The following is a 26,147-nucleotide window of genomic DNA, read 5'->3' on the forward strand; positions in this document are numbered from 1 at the left end:
CAGTATCTGTTCGCCGCAGTTGTTCTGATGGGTATTATTCAAGTACTTGCCGGTATCTTTAAGCTCGGTAAGTTCATCAGAATGGTTCCTCATCCGGTAATGCTCGGCTTTGTAAACGGTCTGGCTATTGTGATCTTCCTTGCACAGCTGAGCCAGTTTGGTGTGCAAGGTGAAGCTGGCTGGTTAACTGGCTCTTTCCTGGAAAACAGTGTGATTGATGTGGCCTGGATGAAAGGCAACGAACTTTATTTAATGCTTGGACTGGTTGCCCTGACCATGGCCATCATCCACTTTCTGCCCAAGTTGACCACGGCCATTCCTTCTTCTCTCGCCGCCATCATTGTGGTTACCGCTCTTGCCCTTGGCCTGAACCTGGATACCAAAACCGTTGGTGATGTTGCGGGTATTGCAGGTGGGTTGCCGGCATTCAGTATTCCTTCAGTCCCTTTTACTTTTGAAACCCTGACGATCATCTTCCCCTACTCTCTGATTCTTGCCGCTATCGGAATCATCGAATCACTGTTGACCCTGAGAATGGTTGATGAAATCACTGAAACTCACGGTAGCAGCAACCGTGAATGCGTGGGGCAGGGTGTGGCTAATGTGGTTACCGGTTTCTTCGGTGGCATGGGCGGCTGTGCAATGATTGGCCAGAGCATGATTAATGTGAATTCCGGTGGTCGAGGCCGTCTGTCTGGTATTTCTGCGGCGTTATTCCTGCTGACCTTTATTCTTTTTGCTTCTTCTTTAATTGAAATGATTCCAGTCGCTGCACTGGTCGGTGTCATGTTCATCGTGGTTATCGGAACCTTTGAGTGGAGTAGCTTCCGAATCATGAACAAAGTGCCCAAGGGAGATGCTTTTGTACTGATTCTGGTTTCCGTAGTCACTGTTCTTACTGACCTGGCTGTGGCTGTTATTGTCGGCGTTATTGTTTCAGCCCTGATTTTTGCCTGGAAGCATGCCAAACATATTCAGATCGAAAAGCAGGAAGATCAGGACGGCTCCACCGTTTATAAAGTTCATGGCCCACTGTTCTTTGGCTCTACCACGCACTTCCTGGAGCAGTTTTCGCCAAAAGACGACAATAAGGATGTCATTATCGACTTCCAGGACTCGCGAGTTTGTGACCATTCCGGACTGGAAGCCATTGATACTCTGGCCGAACGCTATATGAATAGCGGGAGAACACTGCACCTCCGCCACCTCAGCAATGACTGCAAGAAGCTGCTGACAAAAGCGGGCAACCTCGTGGAAGTGAATGTCATCGAAGATCCTAAGTACTTTGTTGCAACCAATGCCTGATTACGATCAATCATGACTTCAAGCCCGGACTTTGCTCCGGGCTTTTTTATAGAGCCTACTTCCCAAAGGAGGTTGTCATTGGATGCTGCTCCATTGGAGTCTATCGATCAATAAACAATAGCGAACGTTGTTTGGTCTTTCTTCTATGAAGCAATGGGAAGATCACCATTTCCTTTGCCCATGACGATATTGAAACAACAGTGGCTGGATCACATTACCATCGCCTCAGGCAATATTACGGTTTACCAGGTACTCGAGATGTTCACTACCTGTGCCACAGCAGCCACCTAATACTTTCACACCATAGTCATGGTTGAGCTGGAGCATTAACTCACCCCAAGCTTCCACAGGTTCAGATTTCAGCTCCATGGAGTCATCCAGCTCGGAATGGTCCAGCGAGGAAGCGTTGGCCTGCATTCCCAATAACCGTTGAAAGACTGCTACTGGCTGGGTGACAGGATTAAGGAAGGCGGGATAGGAACAATTCACAAAATAGCCGAGCGGTGGCGTTATTGCCAAAGTATCAATGGTATCAAAGGCATTAACCAGAGAGTTTCCGTCCAATACTTTGCCATCACGTCCAATGACGAAGCTTATGATATAAGGCTTGTCTGTCACCGCCATGGCGTTAGCAATCCCCAAAGCTTCTTCAACACTCGGGATTGTGACAGCGATGAGAAAGTCCACCCCACCAGTAACCAGCTGCCGGATTTGCCAGCTATGAAAGCGGGCGGCCTCAGTGGCTGACAAGGCTTCTTCAGGACGGTAGCAATCATTCCTGCAGCCGATGGTTCCACCGATTTTTAAAGTTGCAGTGTCGTTTTCTTGCTGCTTCAGTGAATACAGAAAATCAACTGCATCACGATTGATGGTGGAACTGATGCCGGACCGCTCAACTCTGTCCTGATTCGTCCGCCAAGTTGGCGTAAATAGTAGAAGCGGCGTGTCCGCCTGCTGGGCTATGCGAATGTAATCATTGTAGATTTTTGAAAGCGCCGTTCTGCCAGGCAAATCATAAATCAGGTGGGCATGAACGATGTGGTCGTCCAGAGCGATGTCGTCCCGGCGTTTCAGCCTTTCAACAACGGCGGCCTCTGAAAGCATGAAGTCATAACGATCAAGAAAGTCCTGCATTGGTACTCCGGACGACAGTTAACAAGGTCCAGCAAGTGAGGCAGCAGTTTAGTATAGCTGACAATGATATCGACAATAGCCACGATATTGGCTGGCAATAAAGGGGAGCATTGGGAAGAATAAAGTAAATTGTTGATGATGGAATTTCTGACACCATCATTAAGTCCCAGGATTAGCTGACCGGTCATCAATTGCGAACCATAGTACCAAATGATAGATTAGCCTTTTATGTCAATAATAAGAAGATAAAGAGGCGACATAACTATGAAAACTATCGAGCAATGGTTCAGTGAATACGGCGAAAGTCACCAAAATAAAACCAATAAACTGATCCACTGGATTTGTGTGCCCTCTATTCTTTTCAGCATTGTCGGTATTGTGTGGGCATTCAGCCCTGTTGCAGCCTGGGCCCTTATGGCCATCACCATGCTGTTCTATTTCAAGCTCTCATTTAAGCTATCTCTGGCAATGATTGTTGTATTTGCTGTATCGGCTGCACTCTCTCAAGCCCTTGGAGCTTATGTCTTACAGGCCAGCATTGCGATTTTTATCGTCGCCTGGATCTTTCAGTTTATTGGTCACAAGGTAGAAGGGAAAAAGCCGTCTTTCTTTGAGGATCTACAGTTTCTATTGATTGGCCCCTTGTGGTGCCTGGGGTTTCTGTTTCGTAAATTTAAAATCAGCTATTAAGATAACTTTTGCCTGATACTAAAATGTGTCAGGCAAAAAATATTTCGTTCGTCAGAGCCCAAGATGGCATCCAGAAACTTCAGTATAGAAAGGGCTCCATAATGATACTTTAACTTGGCAGACAACAATCCCCCCATGAAAGCTAGGAAGGATAAAAAAGCATTCGATTAAAAACTCCTGTTTCATCTTCTGCTGCTACCATTACCTCCTTACTGCTTCGATAGAGGTCTGTCAAATTAAAAGCATCATAACATTCTTGAAAGGTATGAAAGCCAATAGCAACAATAAATGCAGACATAACTTCGGCTAATTGCCTGCCCATACGACTGTTAAAGTCTATCCCTAGCAATGGGTAGACTGCATAAAAGCAGCTACACATTCCGGAGGTACCTGCCAGATAAGGTAAACCTAAGGACTTATTCTTTTTATAAAGGACTGCTGTCTTATTTTCACTATCTATCTGCTCACTGTAATACTGACTCAGCTTTTTTAGTGACATGAGGTTATCCAGCAGTGTGCTTGGAATTTCTTTATCACCCAAAGTGCCTTTTCTACACCATACATGTCCATCATCCAGATTTGTACTGTTATCATCCCAACTTTCTCTAATCGCGTGATGTCTACCCAGCTCATCAAAAGTGCTGAATACTGAGCCAATTTCACGCTTACGTTTGAAATCGACAGTAAACAAAATTTGTAACTATTCAGCACCCTTCATATAAATCTGGAATTTTCTGATTTTTCGACCATCATCTTATACTCAATTTTTCTAACAAATCTCCAGTATGGAACCAGACTTCCCAGCTACTCCGTTTACCGAAGCTCTCCTTAAAGAGAATGAAGAGCTTCGGACCGAGAATGCGCTTTTACGGGAACGTTGCAGCGAACTGGAAGAAAGGGTTAATAAAAACAGTCAAAACAGTAGTAAGCCACCATCGTCAGATGGTTATCAAAAGCCCAGTAAAAAAGGGAGTGATAAAGGTGATACATCTTCCAAAGAAGCCCCCTGCTCCTCACAGGAAACACCGAACCCCAAAAGCCTTAGACCATCTTCAGGCAATAAACCAGGTGGCCAGAAAGGTCATCAAGGCTCTTGTTTGAGACGTGTCGCCTTACCCGATTATGTCAGGCATCTGAAGGTTGAAAAATGTTGCTGTTGCCAGTCTTCGCTTATCGATATTAAACCCACCAAATACATTGAGCGACAGGTTTTTGATCCAGGTAGACCCGGAGAATTTGAAGTTACCGCGTACTGGGCAGACGTTAAAGTATGTCCTTGTGGTAAACGGAACACCGCTGAGTTTCCCCAAGGAGTGAAAGCCGCTGCTCAATACGGAGAAGTGACTCAGGCAATGGCTGTTCATTTAAACCAGTATCACTTCATCCCATATCACCGGGTGTCTGAGTATTTCAATACTATTTATTGCATGAGTGTCAGCGCAGGCTCTGTTGCCAATTTTGTTGCCTATACCCATGAGAACCTGGCCTCTACTGAGCAGAGTATCCGCGATGCTTTACAAGAAAGTCCGGTTGCAGGAGCGGATGAAACTGGCATGCGGGTTGACGGTTCACTGTGGTGGTTACACATTATGCGAGATGACCAATGGACGCTTTACTACCTCTCAGAAAGGCGAGGTTGTGAAGCAATGGATGCAATGGGCATCCTGCTGACTTTTGCAGGCATTCTGGTTCACGATCATTGGAAGTCCTACTTTGCCTATGCGGCAGTGCATGTGCTTTGTAATGCCCATCATCTGAGAGAGCTTCAGGGAGTTGTCGATAGGGATGCGAATAAGCTGGCTCTGCGGCTGATGAAATTGCTTACGCTCTCCTGGCACTTCTGCAAGAAATACAAAGCAGCCGGTCTGACTCAAATGCCTGGTGCAATACAGCTTCGCATTGAGACGATATACGACCAAATCCTTCAAAGGGCTCTCACGAAGGAAACCGCTTATATGGAAAAACAACGACAGGTGCTTGGACGTAAGAAGGTCAGGAATACCAAGGCCTACAACCTGTTCAAAAGGCTTATTGAGTTTAAGGTTGAAACGTTGCGCTTCATGTCGGACTTTTCAATTCCCTTCGATAACAATGGCAGTGAACGTGATGCCAGGATGGCCAAACTTAAGCAGAAGATCTCAGGCTGCTTCAGAAGCGAAGACGGAGGTACCATGTTTACCCGAATCCGAAGCTATTTATCATCTGCTAAAAAGCAGGGGTTGAACATATTTCAGGCGCTTCTTAAAGCGGTTCGAAATTACAACAATACGCCTTTGCTGGGTGCTGAATAGTTACCAAAATTTTATGTGCCAGATTCCAAATAGCAGACAGCAAATCAGCAACGCAGTTCCGTTCCGAATCATTGACCATGGCATAAATAGACCCAACTAATGCGGTCTTGGTTGAGTAATCAATAAATATACTTACTGGATAATTGCATTGACTTGAACTTTTTTGTAATCCACGTTTGTAGATTTCAAATTTACCATCATCAAGACTAGAAATTTTTTCTGCTATTTTTTGAGAAATATTATTTACTAAGGACTGATTTCTCTCATCCTCTAATATGTCTTTTGCTTTTTGTGACTCATATAAAAGTTGATCAGCGGTTGATACACAGCTCTCAGGATAAGCGATCCTCATCATTGTTTTTACTTCTGAGTTAAGCAAGCTGAAGCAGGGTTGAGTACAATCTTCAACTAATTATGTCGGTCTTTTCCCAGTCTCATTAATAATATCCAGACAGCACAGCCCTGAATGTTCCTGAAGCATTACATAAAGACAGTCATATTGATGATACAGTGCCGCTAAATGTACAGGTGTATTACCATCATGATCTTTTAAAAGAAGTAAATCCGGATTGCTTTCTAGCAGTAACAAGACTATTCCTGCGCAATCTGAGCGAACCGCACAATGCATGGGTGTATAGCCCCTATGATTGGCGGTTTCAAAATTTATTGAATAATAGATCTGCTTGCACACACTCTGAAAACCTTGAAAATCTCCTTTTCGGGCAAGCCTATGCAAGATGGTATTTCCATGCGAATCAATAGCCATTGGGTCAGCACCAGCGGAAAGAAGCTGTTGAAAAATAGCTTCAAAATACTCGTTGTGAAGAGCACAGTGCAAAATCGGAAAACCATTCTCTCCTGTTTTATTTATATCGCCCCGAAATGTTGATAAATACCTTTCAAGTCCATCAGGAGTTAACTCTTGAACTAGTTCATGGAGCTCAGGTGTCTTAAAGGATGCATTTACATGATGAGGATAAGTTGGGTGTAAGTTTGATAAAGAATCCAAAGATGGAAATTCCCTAAGCGATTACGGTGTTTAAATGAGCTTTGGCCCACTCAATCAAACATTAGCATAATCCTCACCTTTGCCAAGCCAGCGATGCACCAACGGCTCGACACCTTCTGGCGACTGTTGAATTAACTCCTGCGCCGCGGTACGTACAGCCATCAGCAAATCACGATCTCTTTCCAAATCGGCAACCCGAAACTGTGCCAGACCTGTCTGCCGGGTACCTAAAACCTCGCCAGGGCCTCTTAACTCAAGATCTTTTTCCGCAATCACAAAGCCATCGTTTGAATCTCTCATCACCTGCAGACGTTCACGACTTTGCTGAGATAGTGGCGCGTGGTACATCAATAGGCAGTGGCTGGCGATATTTCCGCGGCCAACCCGTCCACGTAGCTGGTGTAGCTGAGCAAGCCCAAGCCTCTCAGGATTTTCGATAATCATCAGACTGGCATTCGGGACATCAACACCCACTTCAATAACCGTCGTTGCCACCAGAAGATGAAGATGACCTTCCTTGAAAGCCTTCATCACTTCAGCCTTTTCACTGGCTTTCATTCGTCCATGAACCAGGCCTATAGACAACTCTGGAAGTGTTTCTTTCAACTGCTGAGCGGTCACTTCTGCCGCCTGGCACTGCAATGCTTCAGACTCTTCGATCAGCGTGCACACCCAATATGCCTGTCGTCCTTCAAGGCAAGCTGTTTTAAGGCGTTTAATGACAGCTTCTCGACGGTCGTCGCCAATAACGACAGTATTGATTGGTGTACGTCCAGGCGGTAGCTCGTCAATCACCGAAACATCAAGATCGGCGTATGCACTCATGGCCAATGTTCTGGGAATTGGTGTAGCAGTCATGATCAGCTGGTCAGGTAGCCCTCCGTTTTTCTCTCCTTTTTTCCTTAATGCCATTCTTTGATGGACGCCAAACCGATGTTGCTCATCAATAACGGCCATGCCCAGCTTATGAAAAATGACATCGTCCTGAAACAGAGCATGGGTTCCAACCACAACCATAGCTTCACCAGAAGCTATCTGATCCAGAGTCTCCTGACGTTTTTTACCTTTTGTTTTGCCAGAAAGGAAAGCCATGGAAATGCCCAGCGGCTTCAGCCAGTTTGAGAAGTTAAACTGGTGTTGTTCCGCCAGAATTTCCGTTGGTGCCATCACAGCAGCCTGATAACCATTTTCTACCGCTTGTAGAGCAGCCAACGCTGCAACCACGGTTTTGCCTGAACCGACATCCCCCTGCACAAGCCGTAGCATTGGCAGCTGAGTGGCCATATCCTGACTGACATCATCAGTGACTCTCTGCTGTGCAGAGGTAAGGGAAAAGGGAAGTTGCTCCAGTAACTGTCGGGTTAACCGGTTTTCAGGTGGCATGGCAAAACCACCGATAGACTGCACCCGCCTTCTGAGTTGCTGAAGGCTGAGGTTATGAGCCAACAACTCCTCAAAAGCCAGACGCTGCTGGGCAGGGTGCCGCCCTTCACTGAGCAGTATCATCGATTCTTCTGGTGGCGGTTGGTGCAGCAGGCGAACAGCTTCCACCAGCGAACTGAGCCGATATTTCTGCCGAATATCCACAGGTAGAAGTTCCTGCAGGGAGCTTTCATCAGCGAGCAGCTTTAATGCCTGCTCGCACAGACTGCGGATTCGCTGCTGTGTCAGACCTTCTGTTGCTGGATAGACCGGTGTTAATGTTTCTTCAACGTCAGCAGGCGCATCCGATTTGATCACCCGATATTCAGGATGATACATCTCAAGCCCGGTAGCGCCCCGTCGGGGTTCTCCAAAGCATCGAACCTCTGCCCCTTGCCTGAGGTTATTTTTCTGTGCGCCGGTAAAGTGAAAAAACCTCAGGCTGATTGATCCAGATCCATCACCAATTCGGCAAAGCAGACTGCGACGCTTGCCCATAACGATATCCGATGCCAGAACTTTCCCCTGCACCACCACATCACTGTGAGGCTGCAGGGAACCAATCGGCGTGACTCTGGTTCTGTCCTGATAACGGAGTGGGAGATGAAACAGCAGGTCCTGAATATTGTGAATGCCTATCCTGGCCAATTTGTCCGCCAGAGCCTCACCAACGCCTTTTAACGTTGTTACCGGAACCGTATTCAATGACATGTTCATACTCACCATAGGCTCACTTACTGGTCAACCGAACACTGCCTTAAGGCATTGGAAAGCACATCAATTGCCTTTGGCCTCGGGAAGCTGGCCCGCCAGGCCAGAGCCACGGTCCTGCTGGGGGAGGGAGCACAAAATGGTCGGGTACTGAGAATATTTGGGGCATAGTGATGATCCACAACGGCGTACTGTGGCAGCACACTGATGCCCATACCCGATGCCACCATATGCCGGATAGTTTCCAGTGAAGTGGCTTCAATCCCACTGCCGTCACTGCCAGCTTCTTTTTTACTGGCCAGCATTGGGCAGGCCTCTAGCACCTGGTCGCGGAAACAGTGCCCTTCGCCCAGAAGCAGCAGTTCTTCTTTGACCAGATCAGATGGGTCAATTTCTCTCTGACTTTCCCACGGGTGTCCCCCCGGCAACAATACCCGAAAAGGCTCATCGTAAAGGGGCTTGGTTAACACATCCGGCTCATTGAAGGGCAGGGCAACAATAATGGCATCCAGTTCACCAAGACGAAGCTTTCTGCGCAGAACCGCCGTGAAGTTTTCCTCAATATAAAGCGGCATATTGGGTGCGGTCTGTGCCAACTGAGGAATCAGATGGGGAAAGAGGTAAGGTCCAATGGTGTAGATAGCTCCCACTCTCAAGGGTGAACTGAGCTGATCCTGACCGGTTTTTGCCAGCTGCTTAATTGCCGATGCCTCTTCCAGAACTTTCTGAGCCTGGCTGATGATCAATTCACCCATTGGGGTAACACGAACAGCATTCCGGGTTCGCTCAAACAAGGCAACCCCCAGTTCATCTTCCAGTTTTTTGACCCCAACACTCAGTGTTGGCTGGCTGACAAAGCACTTACTGGCAGCTCTGCCAAAGTGCTGCTCCTGGGCAAGGGTGACAATGTAGCGAAGTTCTGTCAGTGTCATAATGTTTTTCAACTGTCTCGATGAACAGCCCTGAGCTCATAAAAGCACAGGAAGACTGGCAAGGATGCTCGTACCACCTATAATACTGTAAATTTATACAGTTATATAAATGAATTCGCCATTATGTTTTTTCCGAAGGTTATACCAACCAATAGATGATAGCTATGAATAAGCTCAACATATTGATTGCTGGCTGTGGGGATGTGGGTTGCGAACTCGCCCGACAGCTGATTTCCATGAAGTGCTTTAATGTCTGGGGGCTTCGGCGAAATATTGAAAAGCTTCCCTCTGGCGTGAACCCCATTCACGGAGACCTATTTAATGCTGAAAATCTAGGCGACTGGCCTGCACAGATTGACTATGTAGTTTATTCTGCGGCTTCTAATGGGCGATCAGAAGAGCATTACCAACAGGCTTATATTGAAGGGCTGCAGAATATTCTTAACCGTTTAGTGATTGAGCGGTACCAGCCAAAACGTATTTTCTTCACATCCAGCACCAGCACATTCCACCAAAGCAGGGGAGAATGGGTAAATGAAACGTCTGCAACCCAGCCTGTGAAATTTAATGGTCGAGTTATGCTGGAAGCAGAAAGCCTGTTACACCATGCTCCATTCCCCGGTACTGCTGTTCGTTTTGGTGGAATTTATGGGCCCGGCAGGAATCGATTAATTAGCCGTGTTCTAAAAGGTGAAGGCTGTCCGGCAGAACCGGAAATCTACAGTAATCGCATTCATCAAAAAGACTGTGCAGGAATCATCGCGCACCTTATTCGAAGAGATATGGATAATATGCCTGTCGATAACCTGTATCTTGGTGTCGACAATACTCCGGCAACAACGTTCGATGTACTGCAATGGCTCGGGGAACAACTGAATGTGTCATTAGATAATGAGAATTATCCATCGCCGCAGCGCGGAAACCGAAGGTGTTCGAATCAGAGGATTATTGAGACAGGTTATAAGTTTTACTTTCCAGACTACAAAAGCGGCTATTCAAGCCTTATCCATGACGGAAATTAATACCAATTAAACTTTTTAAACCCGTTATGAGCATGATGGACAGAAGTACAAGGCAAGACGAAGTAACGAGTCATAGCCTTATGGGGCGTTACCAACTGACCATCTACGCAATAGAGAGTTAGAAAGTGCCGTTGGTATAAGCCCTACTGCCAGGTTCTTCAGGCATTTTTACTACCGGCAGAGCCTGACAATCCACAGCGCAAATAGTCCTGAATCACCGTTAATAAAAGCTTATTAACGGCTTACCAAGATATAATTCACAGAGTTACCCACAGGATAGGCTACAGATAGAACATCTGGATAACAATGCTGCCTATTATTTTTGAACTATCACTTTAAAAATCTTTCTATACGGTTAATTCGTTTAAATTTTAACCACTGAAAAGAGCGTAATATTGTGAGTACGGCCCTATCAACCTCGGTCCCACCAGCAAACAACATGGTGCAGTGCCTCAATCTGGAAAATAAGAAGAACACTTCGCCAACACATTTCCACTCAGGAAGATCGGTTAATGAAGTTTCTGAAAGACAAGGGGATATCACAAAGAGCTCAATACCAGCAGGAGAAGGGCGTATACTGAATGAACCGAGCAAAAGTCACTCAGAAATTATGGATATGCAATGGCAAAGCCACTGCCAGTTCTATTCCGAATGTTCACACTGTCTGAGACTCCAGACCAAACCCAGTATCGACAGCGCAACTCAGCCGATTGTGATCATCAATACATCGGAAAGCTGTAAAAGAATCAAACCCAAAAGAAATGTGCGTCGCAGGATATTCGTAGAGCCCCTGACCGAAGATCAAGAGCTCATCACTGAAGAAACTTACTTAAGTTCCAAAATAGCCTCTACTTCCACTGGTACTCCTTTTGGCAACTCTTTGACACCAACAGCTGCGCGGGCAGGATAAGGCTGCTTAAAGAATTCAGCCATGACCTCATTCACTTCTGCAAAGTTAGCCATATCGGTAAGAAAAATGGTCACTTTGGCAGCATCGTCAAGAGTGCCACCAGCAGCCATGGCAATGGCTTGAAGGTTTTCAAAACAGAGGCGGGTTTTCTCCTTAAAACTTCCCTCCAGTAATTCCATGGTTTGTGCAACCAGTGGAATCTGGCCTGAGATGTAAACAGTGGTTCCTGCTTTTACTGCCTGGGAATAGGTCCCAATGGCCTGGGGAGCCTTATCAGTATTAATCGTCTGTCGGTTACTCATCGATCTACTCTCTTAAACTTGGGAATCAGAAGCCCTGGGGAAAGCCCTCAGCCCCCATGGAAAAACCGAAAAAGAAGTTACCCGATACTAGGGTGTAAACATTATTTTTCAAGGATTAAGAGCAATATTTACCGGATTGTGACCACTATTTTTTAACAGTGGTAATACCAAAGCATTTTATTGATGAGTTTTAATAAACAAAGACTTATGAATCTCGACGCCGTCGAATGATGGAGTGAACTCCTTTAATAACCCGAAGTCGTTTAATAATTTTTGCCAGATGTACCCGATCACGAACACTGAGCAGCAGCTGAACAATACTGCATCGAGAGTCCTGCTCGACCATACTGATCTTCTCAATATTGCCTTCCACCGCAGTAATTGCTGTAGCCAGAGAGGCAATCATGCCGCGGTGATGCTCCAGCTCTACGCTGAGCTCTACAGTAAACTCACCGGAAACCTCCTTATCCCACTCAACTTCCAGAACCTTCTCTGGGTTATGTCGAACTTCAGAAACATTGGGGCAGGTATCAGTATGAATAACGATACCCCGACCCGAGCTGACATGACCAACGACTGGATCACCCGGGATTGGGTAACAGCACTTACCAAAGCTGATGACCATGCCTTCCGAGCCACGGATAGAGAGCGGTTTCTCACTGTTGGAAAGGTCCAGCTGACTCTTGTTCTCAGGCAGACTACCAGGCTCAACCAATATCTTGGCGACAATATAGGCCATACGGTTACCGAGACCAATATCTTCCAGAAGCTCATCAAGGTCATCCAGACTAAATACCGATAACTGCTTGTGAATGACCTGTTCGCTAATTTGCTCAAGGCTACTGTCAAAGCTGACCAGTGCTTTGTTCAGCAAACGTCGGCCCAGGGCGATCGACTCGTTTCTGCGCTGATGTTTAAGGAAGTGGCGAATGTTGGAGCGAGCCTTGCCGCTCACAACGAAATTCAACCAGGCAGCATTCGGCCTTGCGCCCGGTGCGGTAACAACTTCAACCGTTTGGCCACTCTGCAATGGCTGACTGAGAGACGCCAGACGTTTATTAATACGACAGGCTACACAGGTATTACCCACATCGGTATGAACGGCATAAGCATAATCAACCGCTGTTGCCCCTTTGGGCAGTTCGAGAATATGCCCCTTGGGGGTAAAGACATAAACCTCATCTGGAAAGAGATCGATTTTAACGTTCTCAATAAACTCCAGTGAGTCTCCGGCATTTTTCTGCAGTTCCAGTACACCTTTGAGCCACTGCCGGGTTCTGGCATGGCTGCCAGACAACGCTTCTTCTCCAGACTTATAGAGCCAGTGGGCAGCAATACCATTATTGGCCATGTCTTCCATTTCCTGGGTCCGGATCTGGATTTCTATGGGCACGCCGTGCATACCAAACAGAGTGGTATGAAGCGACTGGTAACCATTAGCTTTCGGGATGGCGATGTAATCTTTGAACCGACCGGGAATGGGCTTATAGAAGTTATGGACAATGCCAAGCGCTCGATAGCAACTGTCAACTTTGTCCACAATGATTCGGAACGCAAACATGTCCATGATGTCATCAAAAGACTTGCGCTGGTTCTTCATCTTGCTATAGATGCTGTAAAGATGCTTTTCACGCCCAACTACCCGGCCTTTAAGGCCTTCTTCCTCCAGGCGGGCGGCAATCGCCTGCTGAACCTGACTGACCAAATCTTTACGGTTACCACGGGCATTGCGTACCGCCTGTCGAATCAGCCGGGCACGCATGGGGTACATAGCAAAAAAGCCCAGGTCCTCCAGCTCTATCCTGAGCGTATGCATGCCAAGACGATTGGCAATGGGAACGTAGATATCCAGCGTTTCTTTGGCAATGCGACGGCGTTTGTCAGGCCTCAGCACACCCAATGTACGCATATTATGGAGACGGTCGGCCAGCTTAACCAGGATGACTCGAATATCCTTGGCCATGGCCAAGGCCATTTTCTGGAAGTTTTCGGCCTGGGCCAGCGTCTTGTTTTCAAAATTCATGTGGGTCAGCTTACTGACCCCATCCACAAGATCCGCAACCACATCACCGAACTGCCCGGCAATGTCCTGCTTTTCGATTCCCGTGTCTTCAATAACGTCGTGCAGCATGGCCGCCATCAGACTCTGATGGTCCATGTGCATATCGGCAAGAATAGAGGCTACTTCGAGGGGATGAATAATATATGGGTCGCCGCTTCGGCGTGTTTGTCCGTCATGGGCCTGCTCCGCATAATAGTAGGCCCGACGAACCAGGTTGACCTGCTCGGGATTCAGATAGGACTTCAAGCGGCCGGCAAACTCATCGATGGTCAGCAAAGTCCGCTCCTTACGCGCAGATCATCCATTGCACCTTCTTATCTTCTAAAGCCTGTGATCTAAAGATAGTACGAAGGTAAAACGCTTATTGTTCTACACCAGCCAGAAACATTGCTGCTTCATCGTCATCAACCGTGCGGTCGTCAACGGAAAGAGGGGTCACCAGACCTTCTGCAATTTCACGCAAAGCAACCACCGTTGCCTTATCATTTTCCCAGTCTACCTTGGGATCCTTACCGCCAATAGTCAGCTGGCGGGCACGCTTGGAGGCAACCATAACCAGTTCAAAGCGGTTATCTACGTTATCCAGACAGTCTTCTACAGTTACTCGAGCCACATTTTACTCCATCAATTAGTATCAGGTTCCGATAACAGAACCTTAATGCCGGTTTGCCGGACCCTTTAGTGTACTTTACGACCTATAGCCAGACAAGCTTTAGCAGGGTTAGTGTTTGCTCCATAAGGAGTGCGGATTATAGTATTCGTAAGCATGATCTAAGCAGAAAAACAGTCCTGCCTGAAAATAACTCGCCGAACGGCCAAAAGCCTGGAATAAATACATGGTGAATATCCCGAACAGCTCTGGAGCAAACAAGACCAGAGAGAGAGCCAAAAAGCTTCAAGATCTTCGTGATGCAATGGCTGCACATGGCATTGACGCCTGGATTATCCCATCTTCGGATGCCCACAACAGTGAGTATGTAGCGCCTCACTGGGAAGGTCGTGCCTGGCTCTCCGGCTTTACCGGCTCTGCGGGCACACTGGTGGTAACACAAGACAAGGCAGCACTGTGGACTGACGGCCGCTACTTTATTCAGGCATCAGAGCAGCTGACAGGTTCAGAAATCACCCTGATGAAAGATGGCCAGCCAGGAGTCCCTTCAATGGTTGACTGGGTGGCAGGTGAAGTTACTGAGCAGGGCTGCATTGGTTTCGATGGTGCGACTCAGAGTCTGAGCAACGTCAGAAACCTCGAAAAGAAATTGGCTGACAAATCAATTACTTTGAAATTCGATCACGATCTGCTGAATGATATCTGGCCTGACAGACCTGCATTGCCTGCTGAGCCCGTATTTGTTCACGAGGATTTATATTCAGGTAGAAGCCTCACCGAAAAAGTCGCTGATGTTCGAGAAATTCTCAAGGAACGACAAGCAGCAGAACTTCTCATCACCACACTGGACGATATTGCCTGGCTGTTTAATCTAAGGGGCTCTGATATCGAGTGTAACCCTGTATTTCTTGCCTATTCACTGATCTCACCTGACCGCATCACACTGTTTATCAACAAAGAGCGAATAGAAGCTGATGCACTGGCAGCACTGGCAAAGGCTGGCGTAGATCTGGCCGACTATGATGAAATTCTGGACAGGTTATCAACGCTTCCAGATAACACTCGCCTGATGATCAACCCGGCCAACACCGGTTATAAGCTTGCCGCCGCCATTCCTGAATCGATTAAGCTTATCGAAGATAGATTGCCAACTACAGACCTTAAGGCCATTAAAAACAGCACAGAAATTGAACGGATGAAGGATTGTCATCGCCGTGACGGCGCTGCAATGGTTCGTTTTATGCGCTGGCTGGAAAGCAACGTTCCAACTGGACAGCTGGATGAAGTCAATATTGATGAGCAGCTGCTTCAATTTCGCTCAGAGTCCGAGTATTTCAAAGGGGTCAGCTTTCCCTCTATCGTTGGCTACGCCGGACATGGTGCTATCTGTCACTATCGGGCGGATGAAGCGTCTGCTTATCCTATTAAAAACAAAGGGTTGCTGCTCATCGACTCAGGTGCTCAGTATCCAGATGGCACAACGGATATCACCCGTACGTTTGCCTGTGGGGAGATGACTGATGAGGAGAAGAGAGACTATACCCTGGTGATGAAAAGCCATATTGCTCTGGCCACTGCCAAGTTCAAGGAAGGAACACGGGGGATACAGCTGGATGCCATTACCCGGCAGCCTTTATGGAGCGAGGGTATCGACTTCAATCATGGTACCGGCCACGGAGTTGGTTACTTCCTGAATGTGCATGAAGGCCCCCAAAGCATCAGCCCAAGATGGTTTGATGTTGCCCTGAAACCTGGCATGCTGGTTACTAACGAACCAGGCATTTACCGTGATCACAAACACGGCGTCAGGCTTGAGAATATTATGCTGGTTGCTGAGGATATCGAGAATGAGTTTGGAAAATTCTTCAAGCTCATTCCTATGACACTTGCTCCATTTGATACTAAGCCACTGGTTAAAGAACTAATGACTGATGCAGAAATTCAGTGGTTGAATGGATACCACAGAATGGTGAGAGAAGCACTTTCACCTGAACTCAAAGGGAAAGATCTGGAATGGCTAGAAGAGGCTGCTAAGGATTTGTAAAATAAGGAACCTACACCACCTCGCTCGTTGGTATAATAAGAAGCCAACGAGCAAGCATGGCTATAGCCAGGTTGACGAACGCCCAGTAAATCCCTTGCCAGCCTCAATTCTGTGCTGCTTAATAACGTCTTCAAAGAACCTGGCCAGCTCCTGAACTACACCTTGCTTCTTAGTATCAGCAGTTGTGTGCAGATTAGCAGCAAGAGCTTTTATTTTTTGCTCCTGTTTAACAACAGCTTCTTTTAACGCTTCTGTTACTGATGTCGATGGTTTACTGGCTTCAGTGCCTTTCTTTCTACGTATAGCTTTACGAGACACGCTGTTTCTATTAAAGGGAGATTCTGACCCCTCAGGCAATATCAAACCATCCCTTATATCCATTTCAAGCGCTTTATCAGTGAGACGTCTAGCCAAGTCTTCCACATCAACCACCTTACGCACGGAGTCAGGAAGTTGGTTTAATAAGGTTTCTGCCCATTCTTCAGCCTGTTTGTTCATAGGAAGAAATACGTCATCAATATCTAACTTCACTGATATCAGATCAACCCCCTTTGGTTCTTCATCCCTTGCAGGAGCTGACCTTGGTGAATCACTTTTATCTGTAGGTAAAGATTTTAATTCAGATGAGCCTTTTTTATCTCCTCCAAGAAGCCCTGAAACCTCTTCATTCAGTAGTAAAAAAAGACCAGTTCTTTTTTGCTGATAAACAACTTCTGTTTTAACACCTTTTTTTTCATTAGCTGCATTTTTAGCAATAGATTCAGATTTACTACGTAGGGTTGAATCCATTTTGTCCATTATGCTTTTAACTAACCCTGCTCCTAGGTCAGCACTTTTTTTATTAAGCTGTTTTTTTAATCCAGTCCTGATTTCAGATCTAACCTGATCCATCATAATTTTATAGCAACTTTGAAAAAACTCTTTTTGTCCATGCATCCCTCCCTTTTCTTTGTTTACCAGCTGATCATGCTTTCTCACTAAATCATCCCGCTCTAGACCTGCATTTTTGATTCTACCCCTAAGACCGTCTACATCTTCTGGTTTTGCACCAGCTAATTCCGTATTAAGCTTAGAAACGCTGCGATCTAAATTCTCAATATCCGCGGTATATTTATCTACAGAAATAATCTGGGTATTCAAACAGGAAGCAAAAAGAAACTCTTTATCCTCTGGAGTCATCATTCCTAGTGACAGAACTGCTGTTACCTGACTATTCACAAACTCTGCGGAAGAAGTTTCCAAGCCTGTCTGCATTTGTTGCAGAAGCTCTGCGGTTAAACCTAGCATTTTTTCTTTATCGTTATCCTTGCCAGCGGTAAACTCAAAACTCATGACCTTTGCAGAAAGCTTTACAACATCGTTATATAACTGCTCCCTTACTTTTGGCGAAGGAGGAGCCTCCCTAGAGTAAGATTGTCTCAGTAGCTGGAAATAGCCCTTTATGGCGCCTCTTGCCTCTTCTGCAGTTTTTGCCTTACCCCCTTTTTTGGCAACGTTAGAAAGTGACTTTGGCAATTTATCTGGATCAAGCTGATGACTCTTCTTGCCATCAGGCTTCATAAAAGTAACAGGTAAACGATCTAAAAAACCGGCCTTTCTTGACTTTAAGTCTGTATTTTTAGTCCTAGAGGGCTCAGCACTACTTTTTTTAATTTGATTATCACAGTGTCTATTCTCAACTTTGCGTTGATTATGTTTTGCAGATTTTGGACTCTTTACAGCCTTCTGATTATTTTGATCATACCTTGAAAGGTTACCACCAGGTAATCTGCTAACAGCCATAACATTACGTCCCTGTAATGTTTGATTAATTTAGACGGAGCTTCTTGCTTATAGCTCCCCGACACTGTTTAGTTTATGAGCCCCTTAATTAGGTCTTCCTTGTAGTGCTGCATCCAATTGATTGACAGGCGCTGGCTTCGAATGATGGTTTGCAGGTCCCGCAAGGCAAGATCAAACTCGTCATTAATCACCAGGTAGTCAAACTCACCATAGTGAGACATTTCATTGACCGCTTGAGACATCCGTCTTTCAATAATGGAAAGATCATCGGTAGCCCGCCCGATCAGCCGTTCTCTCAACGCCTCAAGAGAAGGCGGCAGAATAAAAATTGAAACAGCATCAGGCATCAAACTTCGCACCTGCTGTGCTCCCTGCCAGTCAATCTCCAGGATAACGTCTTCACCTTTGTTCAGCTGTTCACGAACCCAGTGAGCTGATGTTCCATAATAATTCCCAAATACTTCTGCATGCTCAAGAAACATGTCTTTTTTCAACATATCCTGAAAGCCTTCAATAGAAGTAAAGTGGTAATTCACTCCATCATGCTCACCTGGGCGGATACCCCGAGTTGTATGAGAGATAGACACCCGCACATGAGGCGTGGATTCAACCATCGCCTTTACCAGGCTGGTCTTTCCAGCACCGGAAGGGGCAGCAATAATGTAAAGTTTGCCAATATTCATGAACACTCCAGGGAAGAAGCCCTGTTTTTAACCTGTAATTTATAGTCTAAGTCAGACTAGGGGTTTAGCCCCATATATTTGCACCAAAACAAAATAACCTTTTGATAATAATAGGCTTTTCTATTCGATGTTCTGAACCTGCTCTCTCATCTGCTCGATAAAAACTTTGAGATTTACTGCAATCTGGGTAAGGCCAGCATGAATTGACTTGGAGGACAGGGTATTAGCCTCCCGATTAAGTTCCTGCATCAGAAAGTCCAAGCGGCGCCCTACGGCTCCCTGCCCAGAGTTCTTGAGGGTTCGGCGTACCTCAGCTATGTGCGTTTCTAAGCGGTCCAGCTCTTCATCAACATCCATCTTCTGGGCCAGAATCACCATTTCCTGCTCCAGTCTCTCCGGATTTAACTCTTGCTTAGCCTCCGAAAGGCGATCAAGGATTTTCTCACGCTGGTTTTTTAATATTTCTGGCAATAGCACACGAAGCTGCTGTACCTCATCCCCCATTTTATCCAACCGGGCCTCAATGAAAGACTGCAACTCCTTCCCTTCCCGTTGTCTCATCTCATTCAGTTGAATGAGCGCTTTGCTGAACCCTTTTATGGCAGCCTGATGAACAGTTGTCAGTTCAGTTTCCTCAGTACTCTGCACTCCGGGCCATTGGAGAACCTCAAGAGGATTTACCGGTGCAACCTGACAAAAATGGGTCTCAACCTCACGTACAGCCAGTTGAAGCTTTTCCAGCAGGGCACGATTCAGGTCAAGCACCTGCTCTTTCTCAACCAGTTGATATTTAAGGCTGCATTCAACCTTGCCTCTCTTAAGTTGCCTGCGGATCAGTTCTCTCAAGGCAGGTTCGATCTCTCGTGCCTGCTCAGTGAGACGGAAGTGGGGCTCAAGGTAACGATGGTTAACGGATCGAATCTCCCATACCAGGCTTCCCCAATCCTCCTGTATCTGAACACGGGCGAATGCCGTCATGCTGGAAGTCATGAAATACTCTTTAATCGGTGGGCGAATAAAGACCCATTATTTCAGAAGTTTATCTATAAAATAAACCGATGAGATAAGATTTCGACAAAAACTATATCGTTGAAGATTCTGGTCAATTGAATGTATGTCATTGATTTAATGACCCTGTCCCACTGGCACGACCTAATTATTCAAACAGTGTTTTCCCGAAAACCCGCCGAGCAGTTATAATTCCGCAACTTTTGTAGTGCTTAAGCTTTTTCAGACATACCAAGGTAACTCAAATGCGCCCTAGCGGAAGAACGGCAGACCAACTACGTGATGTAAAAATCACTCGCAACTATACCAAACACGCAGAAGGATCTGTCCTCGTTGAGTTTGGAGATACCAAAGTCATCTGTACCGCTTCGGTCGAGCGTGGTGTACCTCGTTTTCTGAAAGGAACTGGCCAGGGCTGGATCACCGCCGAGTACGGTATGTTACCCCGGTCCACCACCGAGCGTATGGGAAGGGAGGCCTCCAGAGGTAAGCAGGGTGGCAGGACTCTTGAGATTCAACGACTGATCGGCCGTGCTTTGCGTGCTGCAGTTGATATGAAAAAGCTCGGGGAAAACACCATCAATATTGACTGTGATGTGATTCAGGCCGACGGTGGCACACGCACAGCCTCAATTACTGGAGCCTGTGTAGCACTGGTTGATGCCCTGCGCTATATGCAGGAGAAAAAAATGGTCAAAAGTGACCCTTTTCTGCACATGATTGCTGCTATTTCCGTGGGAATTTACAAAGGCAGCCCGGTTCTTGACCTTGATTACCCTGAGGACTCCAGTGCCGAAACGGACATGAACGTTGTTATGACCGATGCTGGCGGATTTATCGAAGTCCAGGGAACTGCAGAAGCAGCCCCTTTCAGTCAGAATGAAATGCTGGCCATGATGGCTTTGGCACGATCCGGCATTGAGGAAATTATTGAATTACAGAAAAAAGCGTTAGCAGAATGACACTTTACTGCCAGCCCTTTTACTTGAGCTATTTTTAATAGAACCCGGCTATATGCCGGGTTCTTACTCTGTAACAGGCAGGCAGTATGATTATTTCTCTCATTGGTTCCCATGGAACCGGTAAAACAACGCTCTGCAACTCTCTGGTGAAAGAACTGGGGGGCGAGTGGTCAGTTTTCAGCGACTATTATCGAAAAATCGCAAAACAACTGCACTATAAGACGCCGCGGGACGCCGTTCTTGAGGATCAGGCAATTCGTCAGGTCACTTCAACGGCCATGGCAGGATCAGCACTGGGAGCCATGCTTGAGTGGATAGAAAACCTGAAAGGTCATGGCATTATCGATGCGGGCCCTCCCTCATTACTTGCCTACCATCGATATTGGCTGAAAGCATGCGACACCCCTATCAGCCCTTATATGCTTAGGCTGGCCAAAACCATTAGCCAGAAGATCGATGCGTACTGCTACCTGCCAACAGGAAAAATTGAGCTGGAGAATGATGGCATTCGCAGCGGTGATGTGATTTTTCAGAAAGATATTGATCAGTGGGTACTCTGTAACAGAGTTGACCTTGGGATATCTGAAAAAAAGGTTCTCATGATAGAAAGTACTGCTATTGATAAAAGAACTGATGAATGTATCCAAATGATCCAAAGCTTCATCAAAAAATAATGGACACATTAACAGTGATACCTGATCTTTGCTGATTAATCGATAACCTTATTTTCAATCGATGCCCGGTCTTTATAACAGGAACTTCCAAAATTTGTTTAAGGTGTGTCAAAAAGCTCGAAGAGACATAACATTGCTAACCATCTACCTCAAATAACTCTGCTATGATCCCTATACTGTGTTTCTAACAGTATTCAGACTGTGATTTTTCCAATAGCCTTTTTTACCAAAATAGTGAAGCCCAATAAAAAAACAGTGCTCAAATTATGCGTCTTACACGGATGCCCCATCATTATCAGGGATAAATTAATTTCTACTATTTGGGAGCTCTAGTGATGAATGGTATATCTGGTAATGATCCGTCTCTTTTTACAGAAAAAGGAAGTAATGAGATAAAGAGAGAAGAGGAAGTTTCAAGTAAAGGTTCTGACTCCAAAGCAGCAATGAAGTTTAATAAAGCGCTGTCTAATCAATCCCCTTGGAAAAAAACGAAAAGTAATGGCAGAGAAGTTGACCGCAGTGCCCCACCAAAACACTACATGGAACGAGCAAGAGAGGGTGATAAAGCAAGTCAAAAGAGTCATAAGGCAATCGTCAAATGTTCTGTGCGTTTATTGGCTTCTCAAAAAACCACAGAAAGACCGAGCAGAATAATAGATCGTCTCGAAATACTGCCTGAAGAATGTATTGGTTTAAAGAAGTCCACTGTTGAAGAGTTTCGCAAACTTGGAATTCTGGAGAACCCAGGGGAGTTCGACAACACTGTATGCATTGGTCTTTCCACAGAAGAAACTTCAATGTTACGTGATCTTGGCTTTTTAGCCGAGTCTGAAGCAAGCTCTGATGGAGAAAACTGCAATACAGGGTCAACTCTGAAAGGAGCAAAACCCTCTTTGGAGCAAATGGAAGAAGATGCAAGCAGTCGCGCTGTTCAACAGCGGAGTGGAGCTTTCACTAAAGAAATGTCGTCCCCACGCAAGCCGCTACTTAGTCAACAGGAAAGGCAGCTATTAAAGTCAGCCTTGAAAAGCCACAATACAGAACCTGCATGTACTCAAATCAGAGAGTTTCTTTGCTGTTGGAGATCCAAATCACCATCTTCAGTCGATGGTAAAAGTGAAAAAAGGAGGACGCCAATGTAGCTGACCCCCTCCTTCTTTCAGTGAATTTTTTACATGCCAGGGGTAGGAAATAGTTACATTCCCAGCTCCCAGTCATAATCAATAATGACAGGCGCATGGGATGAGAATACCTGCCCCTTGTAGATACCACCATTCAGCACGCGGTGACGCATGCCGGGAGTGATAATCTGGTAATCGATGCGCATGCCAACATTATCATGTCGCAGGAACTCATCTTTCCACCAGCTGTACTTGCCAGCTTCCCGGTCAACCTCACGGTAAGCATCAAAGAAGCCCATATCTCCCAGCAAACCTTCCATCCAGCCACGCTCGGCCTGATTAAAGCCAGAGACCTCCTGAGCATCACGCCAGTTAGCTACATCAATTTTTCGGTGCGCTATGTTCCAGGTACCGCACATAAGAAACTCGCGGCGCTTACGACGCTGCTTGCTTAAGTGATGCGAATAGCCGTCCAGAAAACGGTATTTGAAATTAAGGCTCTCCTCATCATCACCTTCCGGAACGTAAAGGCTGACAATACTGATCTTGTCAAAGTCTGCCTGAAGGTAGCGGCCGGTTTCATCAACTTCAGGAATTCCAAGGCCACTGATAATTGCCTTTGGAGCATGACGGGTATAAATGGCTACACCACCACGATCAGTCCTGTTGTAGCCACTGAAAGCGTAACCAAAGTAGCCATCAAGAAAATACTGATCTTCGATCACCTGCTCGTCTTCACGAGTATCCTGCAAACAAATAAGGTCCGCATCCTGCTCTAAGAGCCAGTCAAACAGGCCTTTTTCTCGTGCGTTTTTAATGCCTTCGCAATTTAAACTGATAACTCTCATCGAATACACCTTGCCAAGACGCATGCACGCCCGGGCATCAAGCTTGTTACCTCGGCAAGACAGTAACCGGAAAAACAGAAACTGAAGACCTGCAAAATCACCAGAGCAAATCTCAGCCTGAGAAGCAGATGCTTTGATCAGGATGAACGACGGCTAAAGTCTAAGCTTTTCAGGGATACGGTTACTCAACCGGGATTAACCCTGCATCAACTGTACGACAGAGTTAGTAAGAGCCCTCACCCCTATTATAAGGCATGATTCAAGTTCTTATGGTACGGTTGAACACAGAAAGTTCGGAATTGTATCGAACAAATGATAGCGGGTCGCCTCCCGTATGTTTATCCGCATAAATCCGGTCTCTTCTACAGGCGCCTGCTATTCTGAGGGAGCCACCCCTGACAGTTTCCGCAATTTCGCACTATTCAGTGCCAGCAGTACAGCCGGTAAGCGGCAACAATCCACTTTGTTCAGCCCCCCTTTGATTCAGTCATCGGGCTATTTTAGTACTAAGAACCCAATAATTTGAATTTCAAAATATCTCTGAAATAACCCATAAGTCAGGGGATTTAGGGCGATACATTGGTATAAAATACGCCTTTAAGCCCATCATCACGGGCATATGCGAACAGGACTCTCCCAATGCAACAGTATCAAAAAGAATTTCTGGACTTTGCTATTGAGCAGCAAGTGCTCCGTTTTGGTGAGTTCACCTTGAAATCCGGAAGAAAGTCTCCTTATTTCTTTAACGCCGGGTTATTTAACAACGGTGAAGCCATCAGCAAACTCGGCCAGTTTTATGCTGCAGCAATGATGAATGCCAAGCTTGATTTTGACATTCTGTTTGGTCCAGCCTACAAAGGCATCCCTCTGGCCACCACCACTGCTGTTGCACTGTTTGAAAAGCATAATCGAAACGTTCCATGGTGCTTCAACCGTAAAGAAGCCAAAGACCATGGAGAAGGTGGTAGTATTGTGGGAGCTCCCCTGGAAGGGCGTGTAGCGATTATTGATGATGTTATCACTGCAGGCACAGCAATCCGCGAAGTAATGGCCATTATTGAGCAAACTGATGCTACTCCAGCAGCGGTTGTGGTCGCCATGGATCGTCAGGAAAAAGGGCAGGGTGAACTTTCTGCCATCCAGGAAGTGGAACGTGATTTCAATATTCCGGTTTTGAGTATTGTTTCCCTGGCCAACTTGCTGGAATATAGTGAAAATCATCCAGAAATCCGTCGATACGCGCCGGAAATTAAAGCCTACAGAGATACCTACGGAGTATGAGACTTAAACAGCCATTCATACTGTTATTGACAGGAATGCTGTCTGCGACTGGAGCCAGTCTGGCTGCAGCGCAGAACCTGTATAAGTATAGAAATCACGAGGGCGTTACGGTTATCTCATCCAATATGCCCAGTGAGTTTGTCCACTTGGGGTACAGTATACTCGACAGGAATGGCCGTATTGTTGAAACCATCCCTCCGGTCATGACTCGCGATCAGAAGAACCAACTGGAACATCTTAAATCCCGGAAAGTTCAGCAAGAGCATGAGGCAGAGCTGGACCAGGAGCTGCTCTTTCTTTATGGCACTCCGGATGAAATATACGGTGCCATGAATCGCAAACTGGACGAACTTGATCAAAAAGTCAGAGAGATGCATAACCTTGAAGTCATTCTGGCTAAAAATATTGATGACAAGCGCCTGCAGATTAAAAAAGCGGGAGATAAAGCACCGGAATACCTTCACGAAGAGCTGGAGAACCTGAAGGACCAGAAGGAAACCTACGGAGACCGGGCCGCAACGTATAATCGAGAGAAATCCCTGCTGAAGAAGCAATACACGGCTTCTGCTGAGCGGCTGAGAAAATTGTTAAGGCAGAAAAACCTAAAAGATATTGAAGTGGTTAGCCGAGAGCAACTTATTGGCCAATGGCGTATTCGCGAAGATGTCGCCATGGACTGGAATCTCGATGCCAGCGGCTCCTTTGACTCGTTCTTTCAGCAATTGGGAACACATGCCTCAGAAAAGAGTTTTGGAACCTGGCAGCTCAGCAACAACAGAATCATTCTTCTTATTAATCGAAAGCAACAAAAAGATGCCATCGGTGATGAGGAAAGTAGACGAGTATCACAAGAGAAACAAATTCAAGTTCTAAAGGCTACTGACAGTGAGCTACAACTTCTTATGGATGGTAAAGCCATAAACCTCTTCCGTTCGTAGAGAGACTATTGTCACAGCATTCAATCCAAACTTAGCACCATCGTATCAACCTTGCTGGCAAAGTTTGACATCCGTCAAACATTATAATTTCTGAAACCTGCCTTTTATCAACATCCTCATCCCAGTTCTGCTTATTATCGACAGCCAGAAGTAAACCACTTCGGGCTGTTGGCTGTGGTGCAAGCCCTATTTGGCATCACCAGAAGTTATGCTGCTCAAGTAGTTTGTCAATGCTTCTCAACCTCGACCAAACATACAGACTTGCACCCTGCTTATTTTCAGGGTGGGTTACAAAAATATCTGATCAGATGAGGAATAAGTAAACGTGATCAGTAAAAGAGTGAATCAACTGGTTGTAGCAATTACCCTGGCTACGGCCTCAACCGTTAGCTTTGGTATGTCAACT

The 26,147-nt window shown here is 46.0% G+C and carries 23 protein-coding genes (1 of these 23 running past the window's edge); 10 read left to right on the forward strand and 13 right to left on the reverse strand.

Going from position 1 to position 26,147, the window contains the following annotated elements; all coding sequences use genetic code 11:
• Positions 1 to 1,305, forward strand: partial view of a SulP family inorganic anion transporter gene (locus tag ACOCLE_RS20285; RefSeq protein WP_419533993.1) — the 3' portion only. 255 nt of this gene lie to the left of the window's left edge; 1,305 of the gene's 1,560 nt are visible here — the last part of the coding sequence; the start codon falls outside the window, past its left edge; its stop codon occupies positions 1,303 to 1,305.
• A 225-nt stretch (positions 1,306 to 1,530) separates the two neighbouring features.
• Here ACOCLE_RS20285 and ACOCLE_RS20290 read toward each other — a convergent pair whose 3' ends face one another.
• Positions 1,531 to 2,439 carry a homocysteine S-methyltransferase family protein gene (locus ACOCLE_RS20290; RefSeq protein ID WP_419533994.1) on the reverse strand — a complete coding sequence of 303 codons (909 nt, stop codon included), beginning with the start codon at positions 2,437 to 2,439 and terminating at the stop codon, positions 1,531 to 1,533.
• A 264-nt stretch (positions 2,440 to 2,703) separates the two neighbouring features.
• Here ACOCLE_RS20290 and ACOCLE_RS20295 point away from each other — a divergent pair, with 264 nt between their 5' ends.
• Positions 2,704 to 3,129 carry a DUF962 domain-containing protein gene (locus tag ACOCLE_RS20295; protein WP_419533995.1) on the forward strand — a complete coding sequence of 142 codons (426 nt, stop codon included), beginning with the start codon at positions 2,704 to 2,706 and terminating at the stop codon, positions 3,127 to 3,129.
• Between the two features lie 142 nt (positions 3,130 to 3,271).
• On the opposite strand, the gene ACOCLE_RS20300 is transcribed toward ACOCLE_RS20295, so the two are convergent.
• The gene (locus tag ACOCLE_RS20300; RefSeq protein ID WP_419533996.1) at positions 3,272 to 3,820 is read right to left on the reverse strand and encodes a hypothetical protein; all 549 of its coding nucleotides are present in this window, start codon (positions 3,818 to 3,820) and stop codon (positions 3,272 to 3,274) included.
• 94 nt (positions 3,821 to 3,914) lie between these two features.
• Here ACOCLE_RS20300 and tnpC point away from each other — a divergent pair, with 94 nt between their 5' ends.
• Positions 3,915 to 5,420, forward strand: a complete 1,506-nt coding sequence (tnpC, locus tag ACOCLE_RS20305; RefSeq protein WP_419532963.1) for an IS66 family transposase — start codon at positions 3,915 to 3,917, stop codon at positions 5,418 to 5,420.
• On the opposite strand, the gene ACOCLE_RS20310 is transcribed toward tnpC, so the two are convergent.
• From ACOCLE_RS20310 to ACOCLE_RS20325, 4 genes are read right to left on the reverse strand one after another with little or no spacing between them, the layout of a single operon-like run.
• Entirely contained in the window at positions 5,371 to 5,775 is a 405-nt protein-coding gene (locus ACOCLE_RS20310; RefSeq protein WP_419533997.1) for a hypothetical protein, read from the reverse strand. The two genes, tnpC and ACOCLE_RS20310, sit on opposite strands and share 50 nt — an antisense overlap.
• Positions 5,776 to 5,832: 57 nt before the next feature.
• Positions 5,833 to 6,429 (reverse strand): ankyrin repeat domain-containing protein, encoded by a 597-nt coding sequence (locus tag ACOCLE_RS20315; protein ID WP_419533998.1) that lies wholly within the window; start codon positions 6,427 to 6,429, stop codon positions 5,833 to 5,835.
• Positions 6,430 to 6,483: 54 nt separating this feature from the next.
• Entirely contained in the window at positions 6,484 to 8,568 is a 2,085-nt protein-coding gene (gene recG, locus ACOCLE_RS20320) for an ATP-dependent DNA helicase RecG (protein ID WP_419537239.1), read from the reverse strand.
• A gap of 17 nt (positions 8,569 to 8,585) precedes the next feature.
• On the reverse strand, positions 8,586 to 9,494 hold the full coding sequence (locus ACOCLE_RS20325; protein WP_419533999.1) for a hydrogen peroxide-inducible genes activator: 909 nt from the start codon (positions 9,492 to 9,494) through the stop codon (positions 8,586 to 8,588).
• Between the two features lie 164 nt (positions 9,495 to 9,658).
• On the opposite strand from ACOCLE_RS20325, the gene ACOCLE_RS20330 reads away from it, so the two are divergent.
• On the forward strand, positions 9,659 to 10,516 hold the full coding sequence (locus ACOCLE_RS20330) for an SDR family oxidoreductase (protein ID WP_419534000.1): 858 nt from the start codon (positions 9,659 to 9,661) through the stop codon (positions 10,514 to 10,516).
• A gap of 825 nt (positions 10,517 to 11,341) precedes the next feature.
• Here the strand turns inward: ACOCLE_RS20330 and ACOCLE_RS20335 are convergent.
• The 3 genes from ACOCLE_RS20335 to rpoZ all read right to left on the reverse strand — a co-directional run bounded on the left by ACOCLE_RS20335 (position 11,342) and on the right by rpoZ (position 14,403).
• Entirely contained in the window at positions 11,342 to 11,728 is a 387-nt protein-coding gene (locus tag ACOCLE_RS20335; RefSeq protein ID WP_066016902.1) for a RidA family protein, read from the reverse strand.
• A 205-nt stretch (positions 11,729 to 11,933) separates the two neighbouring features.
• Entirely contained in the window at positions 11,934 to 14,066 is a 2,133-nt protein-coding gene (gene spoT, locus ACOCLE_RS20340; protein ID WP_419534001.1) for a bifunctional GTP diphosphokinase/guanosine-3',5'-bis pyrophosphate 3'-pyrophosphohydrolase, read from the reverse strand.
• 85 nt (positions 14,067 to 14,151) lie between these two features.
• Positions 14,152 to 14,403 carry a DNA-directed RNA polymerase subunit omega gene (gene rpoZ, locus ACOCLE_RS20345; protein ID WP_066016900.1) on the reverse strand — a complete coding sequence of 84 codons (252 nt, stop codon included), beginning with the start codon at positions 14,401 to 14,403 and terminating at the stop codon, positions 14,152 to 14,154.
• Positions 14,404 to 14,626: 223 nt separating this feature from the next.
• On the opposite strand from rpoZ, the gene ACOCLE_RS20350 reads away from it, so the two are divergent.
• On the forward strand, positions 14,627 to 16,444 hold the full coding sequence (locus ACOCLE_RS20350; RefSeq protein ID WP_419534002.1) for an aminopeptidase P family protein: 1,818 nt from the start codon (positions 14,627 to 14,629) through the stop codon (positions 16,442 to 16,444).
• 60 nt (positions 16,445 to 16,504) lie between these two features.
• Here the strand turns inward: ACOCLE_RS20350 and ACOCLE_RS20355 are convergent, their stop codons facing one another.
• The 3 genes from ACOCLE_RS20355 to ACOCLE_RS20365 all read right to left on the reverse strand — a co-directional run bounded on the left by ACOCLE_RS20355 (position 16,505) and on the right by ACOCLE_RS20365 (position 19,899).
• Positions 16,505 to 18,226, reverse strand: a complete 1,722-nt coding sequence (locus ACOCLE_RS20355) for a hypothetical protein (RefSeq protein ID WP_419534003.1) — start codon at positions 18,224 to 18,226, stop codon at positions 16,505 to 16,507.
• Positions 18,227 to 18,294: 68 nt separating this feature from the next.
• Complete coding sequence (gene gmk, locus ACOCLE_RS20360; RefSeq protein ID WP_419534004.1) at positions 18,295 to 18,909, reverse strand: guanylate kinase; 615 nt, start codon at positions 18,907 to 18,909, stop codon at positions 18,295 to 18,297.
• A gap of 120 nt (positions 18,910 to 19,029) precedes the next feature.
• On the reverse strand, positions 19,030 to 19,899 hold the full coding sequence (locus ACOCLE_RS20365) for a YicC/YloC family endoribonuclease (RefSeq protein WP_419534005.1): 870 nt from the start codon (positions 19,897 to 19,899) through the stop codon (positions 19,030 to 19,032).
• 263 nt (positions 19,900 to 20,162) lie between these two features.
• Between ACOCLE_RS20365 and rph the strand changes: the two genes are divergently transcribed.
• The 3 genes from rph to ACOCLE_RS20380 all read left to right on the forward strand — a co-directional run bounded on the left by rph (position 20,163) and on the right by ACOCLE_RS20380 (position 22,695).
• Positions 20,163 to 20,879, forward strand: a complete 717-nt coding sequence (rph, locus tag ACOCLE_RS20370; RefSeq protein WP_419534006.1) for a ribonuclease PH — start codon at positions 20,163 to 20,165, stop codon at positions 20,877 to 20,879.
• Between the two features lie 86 nt (positions 20,880 to 20,965).
• Positions 20,966 to 21,553: an AAA family ATPase gene (locus ACOCLE_RS20375; protein WP_419534007.1), complete on the forward strand. Its 588-nt coding sequence runs from the start codon at positions 20,966 to 20,968 to the stop codon at positions 21,551 to 21,553.
• A 335-nt stretch (positions 21,554 to 21,888) separates the two neighbouring features.
• On the forward strand, positions 21,889 to 22,695 hold the full coding sequence (locus ACOCLE_RS20380; RefSeq protein WP_419534008.1) for a hypothetical protein: 807 nt from the start codon (positions 21,889 to 21,891) through the stop codon (positions 22,693 to 22,695).
• A 53-nt stretch (positions 22,696 to 22,748) separates the two neighbouring features.
• Here the strand turns inward: ACOCLE_RS20380 and ACOCLE_RS20385 are convergent, their stop codons facing one another.
• Positions 22,749 to 23,522 carry an exodeoxyribonuclease III gene (locus tag ACOCLE_RS20385; RefSeq protein ID WP_419534009.1) on the reverse strand — a complete coding sequence of 258 codons (774 nt, stop codon included), beginning with the start codon at positions 23,520 to 23,522 and terminating at the stop codon, positions 22,749 to 22,751.
• A 639-nt stretch (positions 23,523 to 24,161) separates the two neighbouring features.
• Between ACOCLE_RS20385 and pyrE the strand changes: the two genes are divergently transcribed.
• Both pyrE and ACOCLE_RS20395 read left to right on the forward strand, forming a co-directional pair.
• Positions 24,162 to 24,803 (forward strand): orotate phosphoribosyltransferase, encoded by a 642-nt coding sequence (gene pyrE, locus ACOCLE_RS20390; RefSeq protein ID WP_419534010.1) that lies wholly within the window; start codon positions 24,162 to 24,164, stop codon positions 24,801 to 24,803.
• A complete protein-coding gene (locus ACOCLE_RS20395; protein ID WP_419534011.1) occupies positions 24,800 to 25,741 on the forward strand; it encodes a hypothetical protein in 942 nt (313 codons plus the stop codon). Before pyrE ends, ACOCLE_RS20395 begins: the two co-directional genes overlap by 4 nt.
• Positions 25,742 to 26,147: the final 406 nt, after the last annotated feature.

It is taken from the genome of Endozoicomonas sp. (assembly GCF_965196975.1).
In the GTDB taxonomy this organism is placed as follows: Bacteria; Pseudomonadota; Gammaproteobacteria; order Pseudomonadales; family Endozoicomonadaceae; genus Endozoicomonas.